Annotated in this window: 20 protein-coding genes and 1 pseudogene; 18 read left to right on the top strand and 3 right to left on the bottom strand. The window is 38.1% G+C overall.

Going from position 1 to position 17,706, the window contains the following annotated elements:
• The 7 genes and pseudogenes from J536_RS22720 to J536_RS22695 form a co-directional block, all read left to right on the top strand.
• Positions 1–294 (top strand): annotated as a pseudogene (locus J536_RS22720) (type VI secretion system tip protein VgrG); the annotation flags it as partial.
• Positions 295–302: 8 nt separating this feature from the next.
• Entirely contained in the window at positions 303–1,544 is a 1,242-nt protein-coding gene (locus J536_RS22715; protein ID WP_032064049.1) for a hypothetical protein, read from the top strand.
• Complete coding sequence (locus tag J536_RS22710) at positions 1,544–1,909, top strand: lipoprotein (protein ID WP_032064048.1); 366 nt, start codon at positions 1,544–1,546, stop codon at positions 1,907–1,909. Before J536_RS22715 ends, J536_RS22710 begins: the two co-directional genes overlap by 1 nt.
• 27 nt (positions 1,910–1,936) lie before the next feature.
• A complete protein-coding gene (locus J536_RS22705; RefSeq protein ID WP_032064046.1) occupies positions 1,937–2,422 on the top strand; it encodes a hypothetical protein in 486 nt (161 codons plus the stop codon).
• Positions 2,423–2,430: 8 nt separating this feature from the next.
• On the top strand, positions 2,431–2,841 hold the full coding sequence (locus tag J536_RS0104840) for a hypothetical protein (RefSeq protein WP_032064045.1): 411 nt from the start codon (positions 2,431–2,433) through the stop codon (positions 2,839–2,841).
• A gap of 28 nt (positions 2,842–2,869) precedes the next feature.
• Positions 2,870–3,208, top strand: coding sequence for a hypothetical protein (locus tag J536_RS22700; RefSeq protein ID WP_032064044.1), 339 nt, complete (start codon positions 2,870–2,872; stop codon positions 3,206–3,208).
• Between the two features lie 28 nt (positions 3,209–3,236).
• Entirely contained in the window at positions 3,237–3,713 is a 477-nt protein-coding gene (locus J536_RS22695; protein ID WP_032064043.1) for a hypothetical protein, read from the top strand.
• Positions 3,714–3,801: 88 nt separating this feature from the next.
• On the opposite strand, the gene J536_RS22690 is transcribed toward J536_RS22695, so the two are convergent.
• Entirely contained in the window at positions 3,802–4,503 is a 702-nt protein-coding gene (locus J536_RS22690; RefSeq protein ID WP_032064042.1) for an SDR family NAD(P)-dependent oxidoreductase, read from the bottom strand.
• A 610-nt stretch (positions 4,504–5,113) separates the two neighbouring features.
• Here J536_RS22690 and J536_RS22685 point away from each other — a divergent pair.
• From J536_RS22685 to J536_RS22665, 5 genes are all read left to right on the top strand, one after another.
• Positions 5,114–5,617, top strand: a complete 504-nt coding sequence (locus J536_RS22685) for a DUF2867 domain-containing protein (RefSeq protein ID WP_032064041.1) — start codon at positions 5,114–5,116, stop codon at positions 5,615–5,617.
• Between the two features lie 80 nt (positions 5,618–5,697).
• On the top strand, positions 5,698–6,399 hold the full coding sequence (locus tag J536_RS22680) for a DUF1003 domain-containing protein (RefSeq protein WP_032064040.1): 702 nt from the start codon (positions 5,698–5,700) through the stop codon (positions 6,397–6,399).
• Positions 6,400–6,510: 111 nt separating this feature from the next.
• A complete protein-coding gene (locus tag J536_RS22675) occupies positions 6,511–7,176 on the top strand; it encodes an RluA family pseudouridine synthase (RefSeq protein WP_032064039.1) in 666 nt (221 codons plus the stop codon).
• Positions 7,177–7,303: 127 nt separating this feature from the next.
• Positions 7,304–7,681, top strand: a complete 378-nt coding sequence (locus J536_RS22670; RefSeq protein ID WP_017399750.1) for a ribonuclease E inhibitor RraB — start codon at positions 7,304–7,306, stop codon at positions 7,679–7,681.
• Between the two features lie 28 nt (positions 7,682–7,709).
• Entirely contained in the window at positions 7,710–8,087 is a 378-nt protein-coding gene (locus tag J536_RS22665) for a nuclear transport factor 2 family protein (RefSeq protein WP_032055700.1), read from the top strand.
• Positions 8,088–8,130: 43 nt separating this feature from the next.
• Here the strand turns inward: J536_RS22665 and J536_RS22660 are convergent, their stop codons facing one another.
• On the bottom strand, positions 8,131–10,221 hold the full coding sequence (locus J536_RS22660; protein ID WP_032064038.1) for a TonB-dependent receptor: 2,091 nt from the start codon (positions 10,219–10,221) through the stop codon (positions 8,131–8,133).
• A 75-nt stretch (positions 10,222–10,296) separates the two neighbouring features.
• On the opposite strand from J536_RS22660, the gene J536_RS22655 reads away from it, so the two are divergent.
• A complete protein-coding gene (locus J536_RS22655; RefSeq protein ID WP_032064037.1) occupies positions 10,297–11,442 on the top strand; it encodes a DUF1624 domain-containing protein in 1,146 nt (381 codons plus the stop codon).
• A gap of 41 nt (positions 11,443–11,483) precedes the next feature.
• Here J536_RS22655 and J536_RS22650 read toward each other — a convergent pair whose 3' ends face one another.
• Positions 11,484–11,951 (bottom strand): Lrp/AsnC ligand binding domain-containing protein, encoded by a 468-nt coding sequence (locus tag J536_RS22650; protein ID WP_005804788.1) that lies wholly within the window; start codon positions 11,949–11,951, stop codon positions 11,484–11,486.
• A 136-nt stretch (positions 11,952–12,087) separates the two neighbouring features.
• Between J536_RS22650 and J536_RS22645 the strand changes: the two genes are divergently transcribed.
• From J536_RS22645 to J536_RS22625, 5 genes are all read left to right on the top strand, one after another.
• On the top strand, positions 12,088–13,353 hold the full coding sequence (locus tag J536_RS22645; protein ID WP_032064036.1) for a D-amino acid dehydrogenase: 1,266 nt from the start codon (positions 12,088–12,090) through the stop codon (positions 13,351–13,353).
• 20 nt (positions 13,354–13,373) lie between these two features.
• Positions 13,374–14,477 carry an alanine racemase gene (alr, locus tag J536_RS22640; RefSeq protein ID WP_032064035.1) on the top strand — a complete coding sequence of 368 codons (1,104 nt, stop codon included), beginning with the start codon at positions 13,374–13,376 and terminating at the stop codon, positions 14,475–14,477.
• A 10-nt stretch (positions 14,478–14,487) separates the two neighbouring features.
• Positions 14,488–14,847 carry a RidA family protein gene (locus J536_RS22635; protein WP_000071347.1) on the top strand — a complete coding sequence of 120 codons (360 nt, stop codon included), beginning with the start codon at positions 14,488–14,490 and terminating at the stop codon, positions 14,845–14,847.
• A gap of 161 nt (positions 14,848–15,008) precedes the next feature.
• Positions 15,009–16,448, top strand: coding sequence for an amino acid permease (locus J536_RS22630; RefSeq protein ID WP_002118023.1), 1,440 nt, complete (start codon positions 15,009–15,011; stop codon positions 16,446–16,448).
• Between the two features lie 370 nt (positions 16,449–16,818).
• Positions 16,819–17,706 (top strand): amino acid permease (locus J536_RS22625; protein WP_171071512.1); only part of this gene is annotated, 888 nt, incomplete at its 3' end.

The raw sequence follows: 17,706 nt of genomic DNA, 5'->3' as shown, positions 1-17,706 counted from the left end.
GGTAAGTTTGAGGTGAAGGCTGGGCAGCATTTGTTTATGGGAGGCGGGAGTGTGAATGCTAATGTTCCTGCATTGCCTGTATTAGGAGAAATTAATAAATATAACTTGAGATATTTATTGCAAGATAAAGATGGCAATAACTTTGCTAATCATAAATATATCGCTTTCTTACCTAATGGAGATATTGTAGAAGGCCGTACGGATGATAAGGGATATACAGATCTATTTAAATCCTACCAACCAGAAGAGATATCACTTCATTTATTTAAAGATGAAAAAATTGATATAGAGTAAAAATAATAATGGCAAAGTATTACCCTTATGTTGTTTTGGAAACAAATGTAAAAACTAGCTTATTGAAATATAGGCTGTATGTTTACAATACCGTAACAAATAAAGCAGAAACTTCGATACTTTTTACAAGTAAGGAATTCAAAAAAGTAGGAAATAATCTTTATCAAACAAGATCTGCTGAGATAGATGATAATAAATTAGGTATCGAAAGTATAAGAGATTGTGTAATTATTCTTGACTTATATCGATTAAGTATAAGTGGAAAAGAAGCTTTAGTATTAAGTAATTATATTGTGCCAGATAAGATCGAATCTTATACTTCTGCAAATTTTAGTCAGAATACTAATATAAGTAAGGTACAGTATAATGAAGCTAATTATGTGACTAAAGTTATCAAAGATAATAATTCGAAAAACACATTCCAGCTCAATTTGAGTAGAGAAAGAATTTTTCAATGTATAGATCCTGGCTGTAAGCCTGGCGAGGCTAAGGATCCGTTTTCAAAGATACAGATTGAAGCAGGTTTACAGGCCCGTTTAAATGAGCCACTACCTGATCAATCTTATGCTTCTTTATGTGGTCCTGCTGCATATTTTTTCTGCCTTATTAATTTAAGCCCTACTAAATATAAACTGGCAGTAAAACAACTTTGGGAGAAGGGGCTTACAAAAATTGGTAATTTAGAGATTAAGCCATCTTTAAGTGGATGTCGGCGTGTAAAGAATTTTTATGATGGTGAATTACCTAAAATTCCACCAATTGATTGGATAACTTTAGCTAGCTTAAGAGAATCTGAGAATAAAGCATTCCAATTAAAAGATCCTAGTCAAGAAGTTGCAGGTATCACCGCTTGGTGGGAAATGGAAAGTTGGTTTAAAAGTTCAGGGTTTAAAATTCTAAAGACTTTTCCATTTTATATAACTGGCTATAATCCTACTTTAATTGGTGAGATTAATAAGTATGCTGGTCCAGATTATTATATAGTTACTTTGATATCCGCAAGCTTATTAAATAGTGGTTCAAGTTCAGGAACGCAAAGTCTACCAGACCACTGGATTGTTTGGACAGATAAGTTAAAACAACCTAATGGAAAAGCTATAACTTCTTCAACGGACCCCTATAAAACTGATGTAAAACTCAAAGCATTCTCATGGGGAGTAAACACTCAAGTGATTAAGTCAAAATTATCATTGTATAATTTTGAAAAAAAAGTTTTTTTTGCCATGATTATTAAAAAGGAAATTTTTTAATGAATAAGTCTTTTATATTTTTATTTCTTACTATTGTGCTTTCTGGGTGTGGTAAGAAGGATTATCCAGTTGAACCCAATCAAATCCCTGCAGGTACAGTGGGTAAGTTATATAATCAAAAAATAGATGTAAGTGGAGGTGTAGTTATACCTTATACTGTACAAATAACTACAGATTTTAAAGAGGATATGGGAGTTGTTGTTAAACCAATAAATCAAGATGTTTCTGATGCATATAATCATTTAGTTATTTATGGGGTTCCAAAATATAGTGGTGATTTTAAAATTAAAATCTCTGGTGGAATATATGGTAGTGGTGATGGAAAATTTACAAAGGAATATACTTACAAGGTTAATTCTAAATAAAATATTTCAAAGATTTATAAATAATTTATGAGAAATTTTTTAATTATTTTATCCATTTTATTGTCAAGTTGTAATCCTTTAGCCAAAAATGAGAAAGAAAATTTTAAAGATATGGCCCTTAAGAATTTAACTTATTCTCATATGGATGGTATGAGTGGTGATATTTTTAAATTTAATTTAGAAACAACTGATGATTTAAAGAATTTTTATCAAAACGGGAATTATAAATATTCACATTTTAAGTGCGATAATATTAAAAATTATCTTATTGTAGGTGCTATCTCAGTTGAAGGAGAAAAGTTAAAGAATGGAAAATATACTTTGTCTGGATACTTCAAAGTTTGCGAAGATGAATCAATGAATGTATGTATCGCTAAGAACCAATTAGAAAAATTATTAACTAGCAATATGTCTTGTAGAGTAGTCTTTGGTGGCTTATTACAAAGCAGTAAAGTTGTGGTAGATAGTATTTTGGTATCAAAAGAAGCTATAAGAAAATCCAATTTTCAATAGAGTTTGGAATGAAAAAATTTCTTTATCTATTAGGACTAATTTTTTTAACTGGATGTAGTGAAAAAATCTCAAATTTCACAATAGATCATATTATGAAAAGCAATGAAAAATTAAATTTTGCTATGAAAATTGAAGGTAAGGAAGTTTTAAATAAAATAAAAAAATCATCATCAAAAAAGTTTATTTGTGAAAGTATGATTGATTCTCAGCAAACATTAGATGTGGATATCGATAGATTTGAGAATAACCAAATTGATGTATCTGTAGAATTTTGTTCAAATAATGATAATGGAAGCTGTGAGCCTATACATATAAGTTCAGTTAAAAAAATTAATTTAGAATGCCAAGCGGTTTTCTCTGCAATGATTGGTAATATCTCTAAATCAGAAAAATTTCCAATTGTATGGGAAGAACAATAATTTGATTAAGACTATAAAATTTTTCTGGATAGTTTGCGTAATTCCCTTTTTACTTACGGGCGGATGTCAGGATAAATATACGGTTGAACCTGAAAGTCTTCCAGTTGCTTACGTAGGGCAAACATATACCCAACAATTAAAAATTACAGGTGGAAAAGTCTCTGAACAACATTTTGAATTAACTTCTAATATTCCGGAAAATCAGGGAGTTAAAATTACTCCCGTAGATGATATAGATGGATACAATCACATAAAAATAGAAGGTATTCCTAAATATAAAGGAAAATACAAAATTGTAATTAATACATATTTTTATGGGCGAGGCGATGATAAGCTAACTAAAACCTATGAATTTGTAGTTAAATAATAAAAGATCTTTTTAATAAGAAGAGGATATGAAAAAGAATTTATTAATTACCGTACTAATTTCAATTTTCATCATACAGTCCTTATTAAATTATTACTTCTGGAACCGCACAAAAACACCCGAAATTCATGTTTTAGAAAAACCTTTAAAGATATATTCGTTTGAAGGTAAATATTCGAAAAATAGCACTTTGCCAGAATATTATATTTTACCAGAAGGTACTGTTTTATATGATGATAGTGACTCTTTGAACAGAAGGGTTATGGTTTATTTCAATTTACAAGGTGTAGATTTTAAATTCGAAGAACAAGACCCAGATATCTTAAAACAACCTAGTGAAGTCAGTGGTATAAGGTCGAAGGACTTGCCTGATTTACTAAAAGAAATTCCTCTGACTAAAAAAGATATTTATTTAATTATTAAACATGATGAACGTATAAAAGACTCTGTGCGTTCAATTTTATTCAAAGAATACACAATTGATCCTTCAGAGTATGAAAAATAATTAAATATTTCTGGGGCATAGAAACATAAAATTAAAAAAGTTCAGAGAAGCGTAATTTATTACGCTTCTTCTGTCATAAGAAATAATTTTAAGCAGCTTGAATGGCTTCACCACAAAGAGAGACAGTTTCTTGTTTATGCTGGTGTAAGTACCAGAACTGCTCCGCAATGGTTTCTGGATGTACCGTGTAGGTCTTATCTTGTGCTCCAGAAGTCCCATCAACGAAACCATTCACAATTACTTGGCTCACGTAAACATTTGAGTCCGCTAGACTATGAGCAAGTAAGTTGGTGGTTTTATATTGAGCGGCAGCGGTAGTTGCTAAGGATGAGTACTCTTTAGCAACTAAATCGATACCCACTGCATCGAAAGCGAAAATTCCATTTGTCGATAAAATACTACCGTGGTTCTTCTCTAAATCGCCTAAGCAAGCTTGCACCGTCGCAATATAGCTCGAAACACGAATATGAAAGCTTTTAGTAAGCTCTAGTGGAGGGGTTTTTAAGATATTGCCTTCAATATCATGGAAAGCATTCCAATGAATATTTTTAATCTCTCCTAATCGGTCTTTAATACGATTAATAAGATTTGGTATATCTTCAAGAACCGCTAAATCACATGTAAAAGCGTAAGCTTCAATACCTTGTGCTTTAAGTTCTAAAATGGCCTTTTCAAGTTTTTGGGTGTTTCGTGCCACTAAACCGATTTTATAGCCTTCTTTACCAAATTTATGTGCTACGGCTTGGGAAATACCCGTTCCATAACCAAAAATTATAATATTGTTGTTCATTATAAAGTTCCAAAAAACCAATCATTTGGTTAGAAATAATTTATAATATGTTTTTATAATGTATTCAAGCGCAAAAGTTATCTCTAAGAATAGTACTCAAAGAATAAAAATGCTTAAAAGTGGGGATTAGGGAGTCAGCTTTACATGAGTTATTCGGCTAACCATAGGCTGTTGAACGAACTTCCAATTTGGCTTACAAATTTTTTGCTTGGTAAAATAAACCGAAAAACACAAATAAAGTGGAATTTAAATTTAACTAATTATGTGTAAATGGGAATAAATTCTTTTAAATTGGCTTAATGTTGTAAAAATTCCCAAAAATAATAAAAATTCGCTTTTCTTAGAAAAACAATCCCGCAGGGTGCTGGCTAAACTATATCTCAAGGGTGTGATAGGGATCGAAAAGAGTAGCATGCACCAAAACGTATAACGTTAGTGTGTACTCACCCAAAAGGTCTCGATTCGGCTTAGGACGCTATAGATCAAAAGTTTATAGGCACAAGGTTATAACTTACAAAGTTATGATTGTTGAAGTAAACCATAGATGTTTTCCCTTGACACCCTAAAAAATTCTCTATAATAAAAACGATACTTTACAAGAATATAATTTATGAATAAGCCTTATCTTTCTGCTTTCCCTGCCGATAGTCAAATCTCATCTCAATTGAACAATGCCTACTTCCACGACTCGTGGAGCATTGTGCTTGGTCAGCCCGACCTAAATGTATTTCAGCAACTTATTAAGCTATTCCAGCACACTCCGCAGTGGGTAGAGTGGAGCATGAATATGCGTAATAAAATTACTTCAAAGATTGGGCTTAAAGATTTAGGAAGTTTTCAGCAAATTGATTCAAATAAAAAAGAAAGTGAATATGTGGCAGGCGACCGAATTGGAATTTTTACCTTGTTGCAGCGTACCGAAAATGAATTAGTGATTGGAGACGATGACAAGCACTTAAATGTGACTTTATCTATTTATAAAAATGAAGATACTCAAGTGCTTACCGTAACTACAATAGTGCATATTAAAAATTGGCTTGGGCGATTGTATATGCTACCTGTAATTCCTGCCCATCGAAAAATCGTACCAGCGACTTTACAGATTTTAGGTTAGATTACTATTTTTATTTACGATGTGATCAGCCAAAATTGTTTATATAATAATCTTAATATCATAATAAAGAGCTGAATAATATGGAGAATAAAAATCAGTGTCGGCAGTGCGCCGTTTGTGGGAAAAATTTTCCTTTAAAAGATCTAGTGTCTGGTGAAGTCATTCGTAATGTGATTAGTGATGAAATTTTAAAAGACTATCCAGATTGGAATTACTCAAGCTTTATTTGTCGAGCCGATCTGGCAGATTATCGAATTAAGTACGTTCAATCAATTTTACGTTCCGAAAAGGGCGAACTCTCTAATTTAGAAAATGAAGTGATTGGCAGTATGCAACGCCATGAGCTAATTAGCCGAAATACCGAATCCGACTTTGATCAAAAATGGACGTTTGGGGAAAAACTGGCAGATAAAATCGCAACATTTGGTGGTAGCTGGGCTTTTCTCATTTGCTTTGCTCTATTTTTGACAGGCTGGATTATTCTAAATACGGTCGTAATGGTAGTCCGTCCCGTCGACCCTTATCCCTTTATTTTGCTGAATTTAGTATTGTCATGTTTAGCTGCAATTCAAGCACCTATTATTATGATGAGCCAAAATCGCCAAGAAGCAAAAGACCGCTTACGTTCTCAACATGATTATCAAATTAATTTAAAAGCCGAGCTTGAGATTCGCCATTTGCATGAAAAAATGGACCATCTTTTATCGCATCAGTGGGAAAGACTTGCGCATATTCAAGAAATTCAGCTCGATCTTTTGGCTGAAATGAATAAAAAACGATAAAGATTTTCTGAGTTTCACGTGGAACATGAGTAAAGCGTTATAGATTATTTTGCGGTAGGTCTGAAATTTCTTTATGATTTGCCGCCATGCTCCATTGCTGTTTCTACGACCATGCCTTTAAATGACAACTTTGTTTACGCTCCGCCACAAGATCCGCTTTCAATTTTATTTGAAGACGATGATTTGGTTGTGGTTGATAAACCTGCGGGTTTGTTGTCGGTAATGGGACGGTTACCTGAACATCATGACAGCGCTTATTTACGGGTGCTGGAAAAGTTCCCTTTAGCTAAGGTCACACATCGTTTAGATATGGCAACATCAGGCTTACTTATGTTTGCCAAACACCGTGATGCAGAAGTTGCGGTAAGTAAAATGTTTCAGGCCAGAACAGTCAAAAAACATTATATTGCTTTGGTGCAAGGCCAAGTCGCACAAGAGGGCAGCGTTGAAGTTCCTCTCATTACTGACTGGGAAAATCGCCCAAGACAAATTGTACATTTTGAATTAGGCAAACATGCTAAAACCTTGTTTCAACCACTCATCTATGATGAAAAGAACAATCAAAGTCGCGTATTACTTGAACCAGTAACAGGACGCTCGCATCAGTTACGTGTCCACATGATGCATATAGGACATCCGATTATGGGGGACAAGTTATATCATCCTGAACCTAAATGTTTTCACTTAAACCGCATGGCCTTACATGCCGCATATTTGGCTTTCCAACATCCATTGAAAGGAACAGATGTGGTCATTCAATCCCAAGTGCCTTTTTAAAATTTATATAATTAAAAGAATTAATTTGATGCAATTGGGAACTGAATATATACCCAAACTGCAATAAAAGTCGGGTATTCTTGATGTCGAATAATATTAATACTGCGACAACAACAAGGATCATTTTATGACTCGTGACTACGAACAATTTCCAGATGACGATAACGGCAACGTACTTTGGCAAATGGCTGAAGATGGGGATGATTTAACCGAGCTGCATGAAATTGAATTTTCAATTGCTTTTCAAGATCAGAAAAATGCAGAGCAATGTGCACTCTATTTGCTTTACCAAGAACAAAAAGTTTCACTTTTTCAAGATGACTCTGTTGAGCCAAATGAGTGGGTGATTACCATCTTCGTTAACATGGAACCTGAGTATTCAGACATTGTTGACTTGGAACAATGGTTTGCCAGCATCGCTGAGAAATTTCAGGGCGAATATGATGGATGGGGCTGTATGGCCTATGTCTTTGAGGAAGACGAAGAAGATGACCTGTTGCAGTAAGGTCTAAAATAAAGAGTAGGAGATAATCATGAACTTATCTCAAAAACAAATTGCAGTACGGTTTTTAGAGCTTGCCGCAGCTGGTGAAGTTGATGAAGCTTACAGCAATTATACTGCGCCGAACTTCAAGCATCACAACCCTTATTTTGCAGGTGATGCGACTTCTTTGAAGGAAGGGATGCGTGAAAGTGCAATTGAAACTCCCAACAAAGTCTTTGATGTTCAACATGTCATTGAAGAAGGTGATTTGGTTGCTGTGCATTCAAAACTTGAAATGCAAATGAACGGCTTAACCACCTTGGCTGTGGTTCATATTTGTCGTTTTGAAAAGGGCAAAATTGCTGAGTTTTGGGATATTGGGCAAGTACAGCCCGACCCGCTCGTCAATGAAAATGGTATGTTCTAATAAAAAAGCCCGAAATAATTCGGGCTTTTTATTTATGTATCAATTAAAACTTCCATTGTGCTGAGATTGAAGCATTTAGTGGTTCACCTGGTTGAACCCATAAATCGCTATAGCTTGACACATAGTAAGTTTTGTCAAACAGGTTGTTCACATTCAGCTGATAACGTAAGCGGTCTGATGGAGCATAGTAACCATTTAAATTGACCAGCGTATAACTTGGTAAATTAAAGCCATTGTCTAGGTTATGCCCGCTGCGTTCACCGACATAGGTGAGGTTAGCTCCTACACCTGCTTTTCTCGGACCGTCTTGTAGAAACTCATAATTAGTACTTACAGCACCTTGGTGTTTTGGAACATTGCTCAGACGTGCACCTTTTGCCAAGTCTTGGTCTTTTTCAATTTGAGCATCGGTATAACTATAGTTGGCATTGACGAACCAGCGGTCATTGATTTGACTATTTAAGTCAAGCTCAATCCCTTTACTACTCACTTCACCTGCTGCGGTTTGAAAATTACTGTCGATTGGATCGGTTGTCAGTACATTCTGCTTTTTCATTTTAAACAAAGCGAGACTCAGCACACTTTGATCATTTATTTTATATTTGGTGCCGACCTCATAACTTTCGCCTTTTTCAGGGGCAAAAGTCTGACCATTTCGATTCATACCACTATTCATGGCAAATGAGCGGCCATAATTGCTATAAAACGCCCATTGGTCAGAGGCTTTAAAATTTACTCCGAAACGTGGACTATTCTGGTGAAGCGTTTGGTTGCTTTCAGTCTGAGTCAAATGATTTTTAAAGTCTTGTTCGACCTGATCAAAACGATTGCCGAATAGCACGCTCCACTGATCATTGAAAAAGATCTGGTCTTGTACATTCAGTGCAAAGTAACGCTGCTGTTCTTTGGTGTTGGTAAACGGAGTGAGGTTCGGTAAATATTTGCCGTATTCAGGTTGGTAAATATCAATTGTGTTTGGCATACCAGCACTGTGATTACGACGAAGCTGGTTTTGCTTATAGTCAAGTTGACCAAGCTCGGTTGAAAGTAAAATTTCATGACGAGCCCAAGACGTATCAAGCTTGCCAAGTAACTCTGTCTGAGCTAGGACATCTTCACTTGTATAGTCACGATAGCGACGTTGACGTTCTAAAGTACGTCCATCGGCTTGCATACGCCGAGGTTCGGTTGCAAAACCGACCATTTTGGCGTCTTTATAGCTGACCGCACTGTTTAGTTTCCAGTCAGGATTAAACTCGTGACTCAGACGTAATTGGTAAAAGTAATCTTTTATTTTTAAATCGCTGTCGTCAGGTTCACCTGTAAATGTTTTCGGATCCATCACAAATTGGTGATTGACTGTGCTGACCCCACGGTCAAAGGTTCCTTTATGCTCAGTAAATTCGCTGTCAAAGTCGAGTTGCGTCTGGTCTGAAATTTTCCATGTGAGCTGTGGTGAAAAGAACCAGCGTTCACTGCTGACATGATCACGGAAGCTTTGATTATCTTCATGAGCCACTGCTACACGATAGGCCAGTTCATCATTTATAGGCGCGGTATGTTCCAGACTAATTCGGTATTGTTCTTGGGTATTAGCGCGTAAGTTAACTTCACTTTCACTTTCCCATTGTGGTTTTTTACTATTGAGGTTAAGTAAACCTCCTGTTTCGCCGCGGCCATATAGCGCCGCCATTGGACCTTTTAAAAACTCTAAAGATTCAATATTTACGACATCTTTTGGAGCACTAATCCCTCGGTTGACACTCAAGCCGTTGCGGATCATTGAGGCACCTAAATTGGGATCGGTACTAAAACCGCGGAAAGAGTAATTATCCCAAAAACCACCACCGAAACTATTTTGATGAAAAACCCCACTCACCAAGCTTAATGCGTCATCAATTCGTTGAACGTCTTGTTGTTCCATTATTTGTTTAGAAAGATAAGCACGGTTAAAAGGGACATCTAAAACATCGTGAGTAAATTTAGTTGCCGAGCTATTTTGGCTCACATCTTCTCGGGTGCTTTCGGCCTGAATGCGTATGGTCTCAAGTACCGTTGATGTTTCCTCTCCCCAAGTGAGGGTCGATATAAATGATAGACCTAACGAAGACAACAATCCTAATTTGTGTCGCATAAATAATCAGCCATAAAAAGACAAAAGGAATTAAATGTAATAGTATAACGTTACATTATTTTGTTGATTACCGCTATGTCTATAGAAAAAAATATTGAACGTTTACAGTCGATTGATGCTTTACGCGGTCTGGTCATCATTATTATGTTGCTCGACCATGTAAGAGAAACTTTCTATCTGCATAAGCAGGTCATAGATCCAATGGATGTGACCGCGACTGAACCCGCCTTATTTGGTAGTCGGTTATTGGCACATATTTGTGCTCCGGTTTTTGTACTTTTAACCGGTATTTCTGCATTTTTATTTCAATCAAAAAAACAAGACTTACAGCAAACTCGAGCTTTTTTATTAAAACGAGGCTTATTTTTGATTGGGCTTGAGCTCACGCTGGTGAACTTTGCTTGGACAGCAACTTTTCCACCTGAAGTCATTTATTTACAGGTAATTTGGGCGATTGGTATTAGCATGGTGGTTTTGGCTTGCTGTGTAAGCTTGCCTTTGCCTGTTCTTGCGGGCGTAGGTTTAGTGATTATTTTTGGGCACAACTTATTAGATTCTGTGCACTTCTCACAAGGCGTCCTACAAAATATATGGTTTGTTTTACATGACCGTGGCTGGCTTGAGTTTGCAGGCATTAAGCTTCGCACAAGCTATCCGGTTTTACCTTGGATTGGCGTGATTTTATTGGGCTATGCGCTAGGTCAGTTCTTTAGTTCAAAATATACAGCAAAGCAAAGAGGCCGCGCTTTACTTAGCCTTGGTTTAGTAAGTATTGGATTGTTTGTTTTACTGCGTTTTATCAATGTCTATGGCGACCAGCCGTGGCAACATTTTGAGTCATTCCAACTGAGTCTCATGAGCTTTTTTAACCTCACTAAGTATCCACCGTCTTTATTATTTATTTTGCTGAATGTTGGAATTGGCTTGATTGTGCTGGTGGCTTTTGAGCGTATGCAGCAATATTCATTCCTAAAACCCTTGGTGGTGTTTGGCTCGGTGCCTATGTTCTTTTACTTACTGCATTTATATGTGTTGAAACTCATGTATGTGTTTGCACTCAGTGTGTGGGGAGCTAACTACGGAAAGTATTTGTCGGTCAATCATGTGTGGATGCTGTGGTTAATCACGATTGTGTTGTCTTTTGCGCTCTATCCAGCAGTTAAGTGGTTCTCGAAGTTCAAACATCAAAATAAACATATTTCGATTTTAAAATATTTCTAATGTTCTAAACTTGAGTAAAGCGAGTTCAATGGAGCTTCGCTTTACTTGCTTACATCGAGATATAGAGTTTCTTTGACTTCTTCCATAACCACATAACTGTGTGACGATGCCGAAGCAGGGAGTTTCTTTAGCAGATCCCCTAATAAGCGGCGATATGCACTCATTTCTTTTAAACGCGCTTTTACGAGGTAGTCAAATTCGCCTGAAATAAGGTGACATTCAAGCACTTCAGGAATTTCGACTAAGTCTCTGGCTACCTGATCAAACACATCGCCAGATTTGGCAGATAACTTAATTTCTAAAAAGACCAGCAGGTTACGGTCCACAAAGGCTGGGTTTAGCCGTGCGTAATAACCCATGATAATGCCATCGCGTTCAAGGCGTTTTACACGCTCCGAACAGGGGGTAGTCGACAGGTTAACTCTCGATGCCAATTCACTAATCGCAATTCGTCCTTCACGCTGCAAAATGTCCAGAATCATGCGATCTATACGATCTAAGGGGCGCATAGATATTTCCTCTTTTTTTTAAATTCTCGCGAGAAAAACATAAATTTACCTAGATTATAGCCTGAAAAACAGTGAAATAAACTATTGAAGCAGAAATATACTAGTTAAATAAACTGGTGTGCGTGAGGGAATGGAAATGCGCGTAATTGTTTTAGGTAGCGGCGTTATTGGAGTGGCAAGTGCCTATTATCTAGCTCAACAAGGAGCTGAGGTTACTGTTCTCGATCGCCAGTCAGGTCCTGCCGAAGAAACAAGTTTTGGTAATGCAGGTCAAATTTCGCCTGGGTATTCGACTCCTTGGGCAGCACCAGGAATCCCTTTTAAAGCTGTGAAATGGATGTTCCAACACCATGCACCGCTTGCGATTAATTTAGATGGCAGCATGTGGCAGTTACAGTGGATGGCTCAAATGCTAAAAAACTGTAATCCGCAAAGTTATGCTGTAAACAAAGAACGTATGATGCGCGTGGCTGAATACAGCCGTGACTGCTTACGTGAACTTAGAAAAGATACAGGCATTAATTACGAAAACCGTGCTAAAGGTACGTTGCAGTTATTCCGTAAAGAAGCACAAATGGAAGCGGTTCAACGCGACATTAGCGTGCTACAAGAGTGCGGCGTAAGCTACGAATTATTAAATGGCAACGAACTTGGTCGTGTAGAACCAGCGTTGGCAAATGCACAAGATAAACTGGTTGGTGGTTTACATTTACCAAATGACGAAACAGGTGACTGTTATTTATTTACCAATGCTTTAGCTCAAATTGCTAAAGAGTTGGGTGTTAACTTCCAGTTCAACCAGAACGTAGAAAAATTGATTGTTGAAGGCGATGAAATTAAGGGCGTTCAGGTCAATGGTAAGATCTTAACCGCAGACCGTTATGTTTTAGCGTTTGGTAGCTATTCACGTGATTTCCTGAAACCACTTGATCTACAGTTACCTGTATATCCTGTGAAAGGTTATTCGTTGACGATTCCAATTGTTGACCCTGCTTTTGCTCCACAATCTACAGTGCTTGATGAAACCTACAAAATTGCGATTACTCGTTTTGACCAACGTATTCGCGTAGGTGGTATGGCTGAGTTAAGTGGCTTTAACTTAGGCCTGAATGAAGACCGCCGTGCAACATTGCAAATGGTGACTCAGGACTTGTTCCCGGGCGGCGATATGGCACAGGCGTCTTTTTGGACTGGTTTACGTCCAATGACACCAGACAGTACACCGATTATTGGCGCAACTCGCTTTAAAAATCTGTTCTTGAATACAGGTCACGGTACTCTAGGCTGGACGATGGCGTGTGGTTCAGGAAAATTAATCAGTGACATCGTATTGAATCACAAGACTGATATCAGTACCGATGGCCTTTCAATTCAGCGTTATTCACACGCACATGCTGCATAACGGACGTTAGGAAAGTAATCATGCCTCGTCCTATTACCGCAGTCATCCACCGTCAAGCCTTACAAAACAACTTGGCGGTGGTACGCAAGGCTATGCCAAACAGTAAGGTCTTTGCCGTTGTCAAAGCCAATGCTTATGGACACGGAATTGAACGTGTTTATGAAGCGTTTAAAGCAGCAGATGGCTTTGCCTTACTTGATCTTGATGAAGCAAAACGCATTCGTGCTTTAGGTTGGACAGGTCCAATTTTATTGCTCGAAGGAATTTTCTCTCCTCAAGATTTATTTGATTGTGTGCAATATCAACTCAGTTTCACCATTCATAGTGAAGCGCAAATTGAGTGGGTAGAAAAGCATCCTTATCCAGCTCAATTTGATGTTTTCTTGAAAATGAATAGTGGAATGAACCGTCTTGGTTTTAAACCAAAACACTATGTTCAGGCTTGGGAACGGTTAAATAACTTGGCAAATGTGTCCAAGATTACGCACATGATGCATTTTTCTGATGCAGATGGCGAGCGTTTTGGCCAGCAAGGCATTGATTATCAAATCACTGCATTTGAAGAAATTATTAAAGATTTACCGGGTGAAAGGTCAGTAAGTAATAGCGCAGCAATTCTGCGCTATCAAGACCAGCTCAAATCAGATTATGCACGTAGCGGCATTATGCTCTATGGCAGCTCGCCAGACTATCCGACGCATAGTATTGCGGACTGGGGCTTACAACCGACCATGAGCTTACGCAGCGAAATTATTTCAGTTCAGCATTTAGAACCGAATGAAAGCGTAGGTTATGGCTCAAACTTTGTCGCAGAGCAACCCATGACGATTGGGATTGTCGCTTGTGGCTATGCCGATGGTTATCAACGTATTTCACCAACAGGTACGCCTGTTTTAGTGGACTCTGTCCTCACTCGTACAATTGGCCGCGTCAGCATGGATATGTTGGCAGTCGATTTAACAGGTATTGAAAGTGCCAAAGTCGGCAGTGAAGTCGTGCTTTGGGGCCAATCAAGTACAGGCGTCGTTTTACCTATTGATGATGTCGCAGTTTCATCCGGTACGGTGGGCTATGAACTGATGTGTGCTGTCACCGCCCGTGTTCAATTTATTAATCAGGTATAAGGAAATCCGAATGTCTAATTCAGATATACAAAAGATTAACACTAACGAAGTCATGAGCGCCGTGACTGTTTTTAACAAAGTAGTTTATCTGTCAGGTCAGGTACCTAAAAATACCGAGCAAGACGTGGCAGGCCAAACTCGTGAAATTCTTGCAACGATTGATGAACTTTTGGCATTAGCCAATACCGACAAATCTCGCTTGCTCTCTGCACAGCTCTATTTGAAAAATCTTTCTGACTTTTCAACCGTAAATGCAATTTGGGTTGACTGGTTAAAAGGGTGTGTTGCTCCATCGCGTGCCACAATTCAGGCCGATTTGGTCAATCCAGATTGGTTAATTGAAATTGCCGTGACGGCAGCACAAAAGTAATTCGTTTTTACTCCAAAAATGATGATGTATCTAACAGAAGGAAGATAGATACGGTTTAACCAGTCATTTTTGGTGAACAGATTCAGTGACCTATGACATACGGTTCGATTTTCGCCATAGGTTGCTGATCTTAACAAAGGAATTCAAAAAGGAATTTTAATATGACAACGGCTCGTCATTCAGATACGGAAAATTCTCCTGATCATCTGCAACGAAAACTGTCTAACCGTCATTTACAACTGATTGCTATTGGCGGTGCAATTGGAACCGGCCTATTTATGGGTTCGGGCAAAACTATCTCCCTCGCAGGTCCTTCAATCCTTTTGATCTATATGATTATTGGAGGAATGTTCTTTTTCTTAATGCGTGCAATGGGTGAGTTGCTCCTTGCAAATCTGCATTACAAATCTTTTGTTGATATGGCTCATGACCTGATTGGTCCTTGGGCTGGTTATTATTTGGGCTGGACTTATTGGTTAGGTTGGGTGCTGGTGGGTATTGCGGACCTTTCAGCGGTCATTAACTATTTAGGTTTCTGGCTACCCGATGGTGCAAGCTTCTCACCAATACAGCAAGCCATGATTAGTGCAGGTTGTGTGTTGTTTGTGATGGGCCTTAACCTACTGACAGTACGCCTATTTGGTGAAATCGAATTCTGGTTTGCCCTTATTAAGATTCTGGCGATTATTGGCCTGATCGGAGTGGGTGGCTATATGATTTTCAGCCATTTCCAAGCTCCACAAGGCGCTGTTGCAAGCATTAGTAATGTTTGGTCGCATGGCGGTTTATTCCCGAAAGGTACAGAAGGCTTCTTGGCAGGATTCCAGATTGCTGTATTTGCTTTTGTCGGGGTGGAACTCGTAGGTACAACAGCTGCTGAAACCAAAGACCCGCAGAAGAACTTACCGAAAGCGATTAATGCGATTCCGGTACGTATTATTTTGTTCTATGTATTGGCACTGTTTATTGTGATGTCGGTAACACCGTGGGATCACATTCGTGCAGACAAAAGTCCGTTTGTTGAGTTGTTCTTAAATGCGGGTATTCCGGTTTCAGCCATCATCATGAACTTAGTTGTACTTTCTTCGGTGATGTCTTCAATGAACAGCGGCGTGTTTTCAACTAGCCGTATGTTGTTTGGTTTATCAAAAGACGGTCAGGCACCGGGTGCATTTGGTCGTTTATCAAAACGCGCAGTTCCTTCAAATGGTTTGATTTTCTCTTGTACCTTTATCATGGGCGGAGCGGTGCTTCAGTACTTTGTTCCAAACACGATGGAAGCATTTACTTTGGCAAGTTCACTTTGTGTGATTCTATTCATTAGTGTCTGGAGTCTCATCATGGTGTGCTATTTACGCTACCGTAAATTACGTCCTGAATTACATGAAAAATCAACATTCAAAATGCCAGGTGGCGTTTGGATGAGTTATGTTGTTTTGGCATTCATGCTTTTCACTTTAGTTATTTTGGCATTAGAGCCAGATACATTGAAAGCTTTATACGTCAGTCCAGTATGGCTGGTCATTTTAGGTGTTACCTATCATGTGCTCTATAAACCACGTATGAAAAAACTAGGACGTGAACTCGTCAACGATCATTAAGTTTTATTAAAAAGCCAATCAATCATGATTGGCTTTTTTTATTTTTATTAGATTTTTTATCGGAATAATATTGTTTATTTTTGGATCAATAGAGCAGTTTGGAGGGTATTGGAAAAGTACATATAGCAGGATCACATGCTACACTTCGGCTAATCTGGAAACCCAGATTGATTAATTAAAATTGCCGTGAAGGCAGTACATAAATAATGTGACTTAAAAAAATCAGGACAAACGATTTATCAATTAAGGAAAAAATATACTTGAACATCTTGTCCTGAGGTATAGACTCAGCAACCCACGATATACGGTTCGTTTTTCTCCCTATAGGTTGCTGATTTAAGTTAAGCAAAATATAAAAAGGACTTCTAATATGACAATGGTTCATCATTCTGATGAGGCAAGCTCCCCTGATCATTTACAACGGAAATTAAATAATCGCCATCTACAAATGATTGCAATTGGCGGTGCAATTGGAACCGGCCTATTTATGGGCTCGGGCAAAACCATCTCCCTCGCAGGTCCTTCAATCCTCGTTATCTACATGATAATTGGTGGTATGTTCTTTTTTCTGATGCGTGCATTGGGTGAACTACTGCTTGCCAACTTACATTACAAATCATTTGTCGATATGGCTTATGATTTGATTGGACCGTGGGCTGGCTACTATATCGGCTGGACCTATTGGTTAGGCTGGGTACTGGTCGGTATTGCTGATTTGTCTGCGGTCATTAACTATTTAAGTTTCTGGCTGCCCGAAGGCGCCAGTTTCTCACCCATGCAACAAGCCATGATTAGTTCAAGCTGTGTACTATTCATTTTAGGGCTTAACCTTCTTACCGTTAAGCTATTTGGTGAAGTTGAATTCTGGTTCGCACTCATTAAGATTTTGGCCATTATTGGCCTGATTGGAGTCGGTGGTTACATGCTCCTCACTCATTTTCAAGCTCCGCATGGTGAGGTTGTGAGTGTAAGTAATGTGTGGTCGCATGGCGGCATATTTCCAAAAGGCGTAAGCGGATTTTTGGCAGGTTTCCAGATTGCCGTTTTTGCCTTTATTGGCGTTGAATTGATTGGTACAACAGCCGCTGAAACGAAAGATCCAGAGAAAAATCTACCGAAGGCGATTAACGCGATTCCTGTACGTATTATTCTATTCTATGTGTTGGCACTCTTTGTGGTGATGTCAGTAACACCTTGGGATCACATTCGTGCAGATAAAAGTCCATTTGTTGAGTTGTTCTTAAATGCGGGTATTCCG

The organism is Acinetobacter sp. 809848, assembly GCF_000581275.1.
In the GTDB taxonomy this organism is placed as follows: domain Bacteria; phylum Pseudomonadota; class Gammaproteobacteria; order Pseudomonadales; family Moraxellaceae; genus Acinetobacter; species Acinetobacter pittii.
Note: the sequence above shows the minus strand (reverse complement) of the source record. Positions and strands in the feature narration are given on the sequence as shown.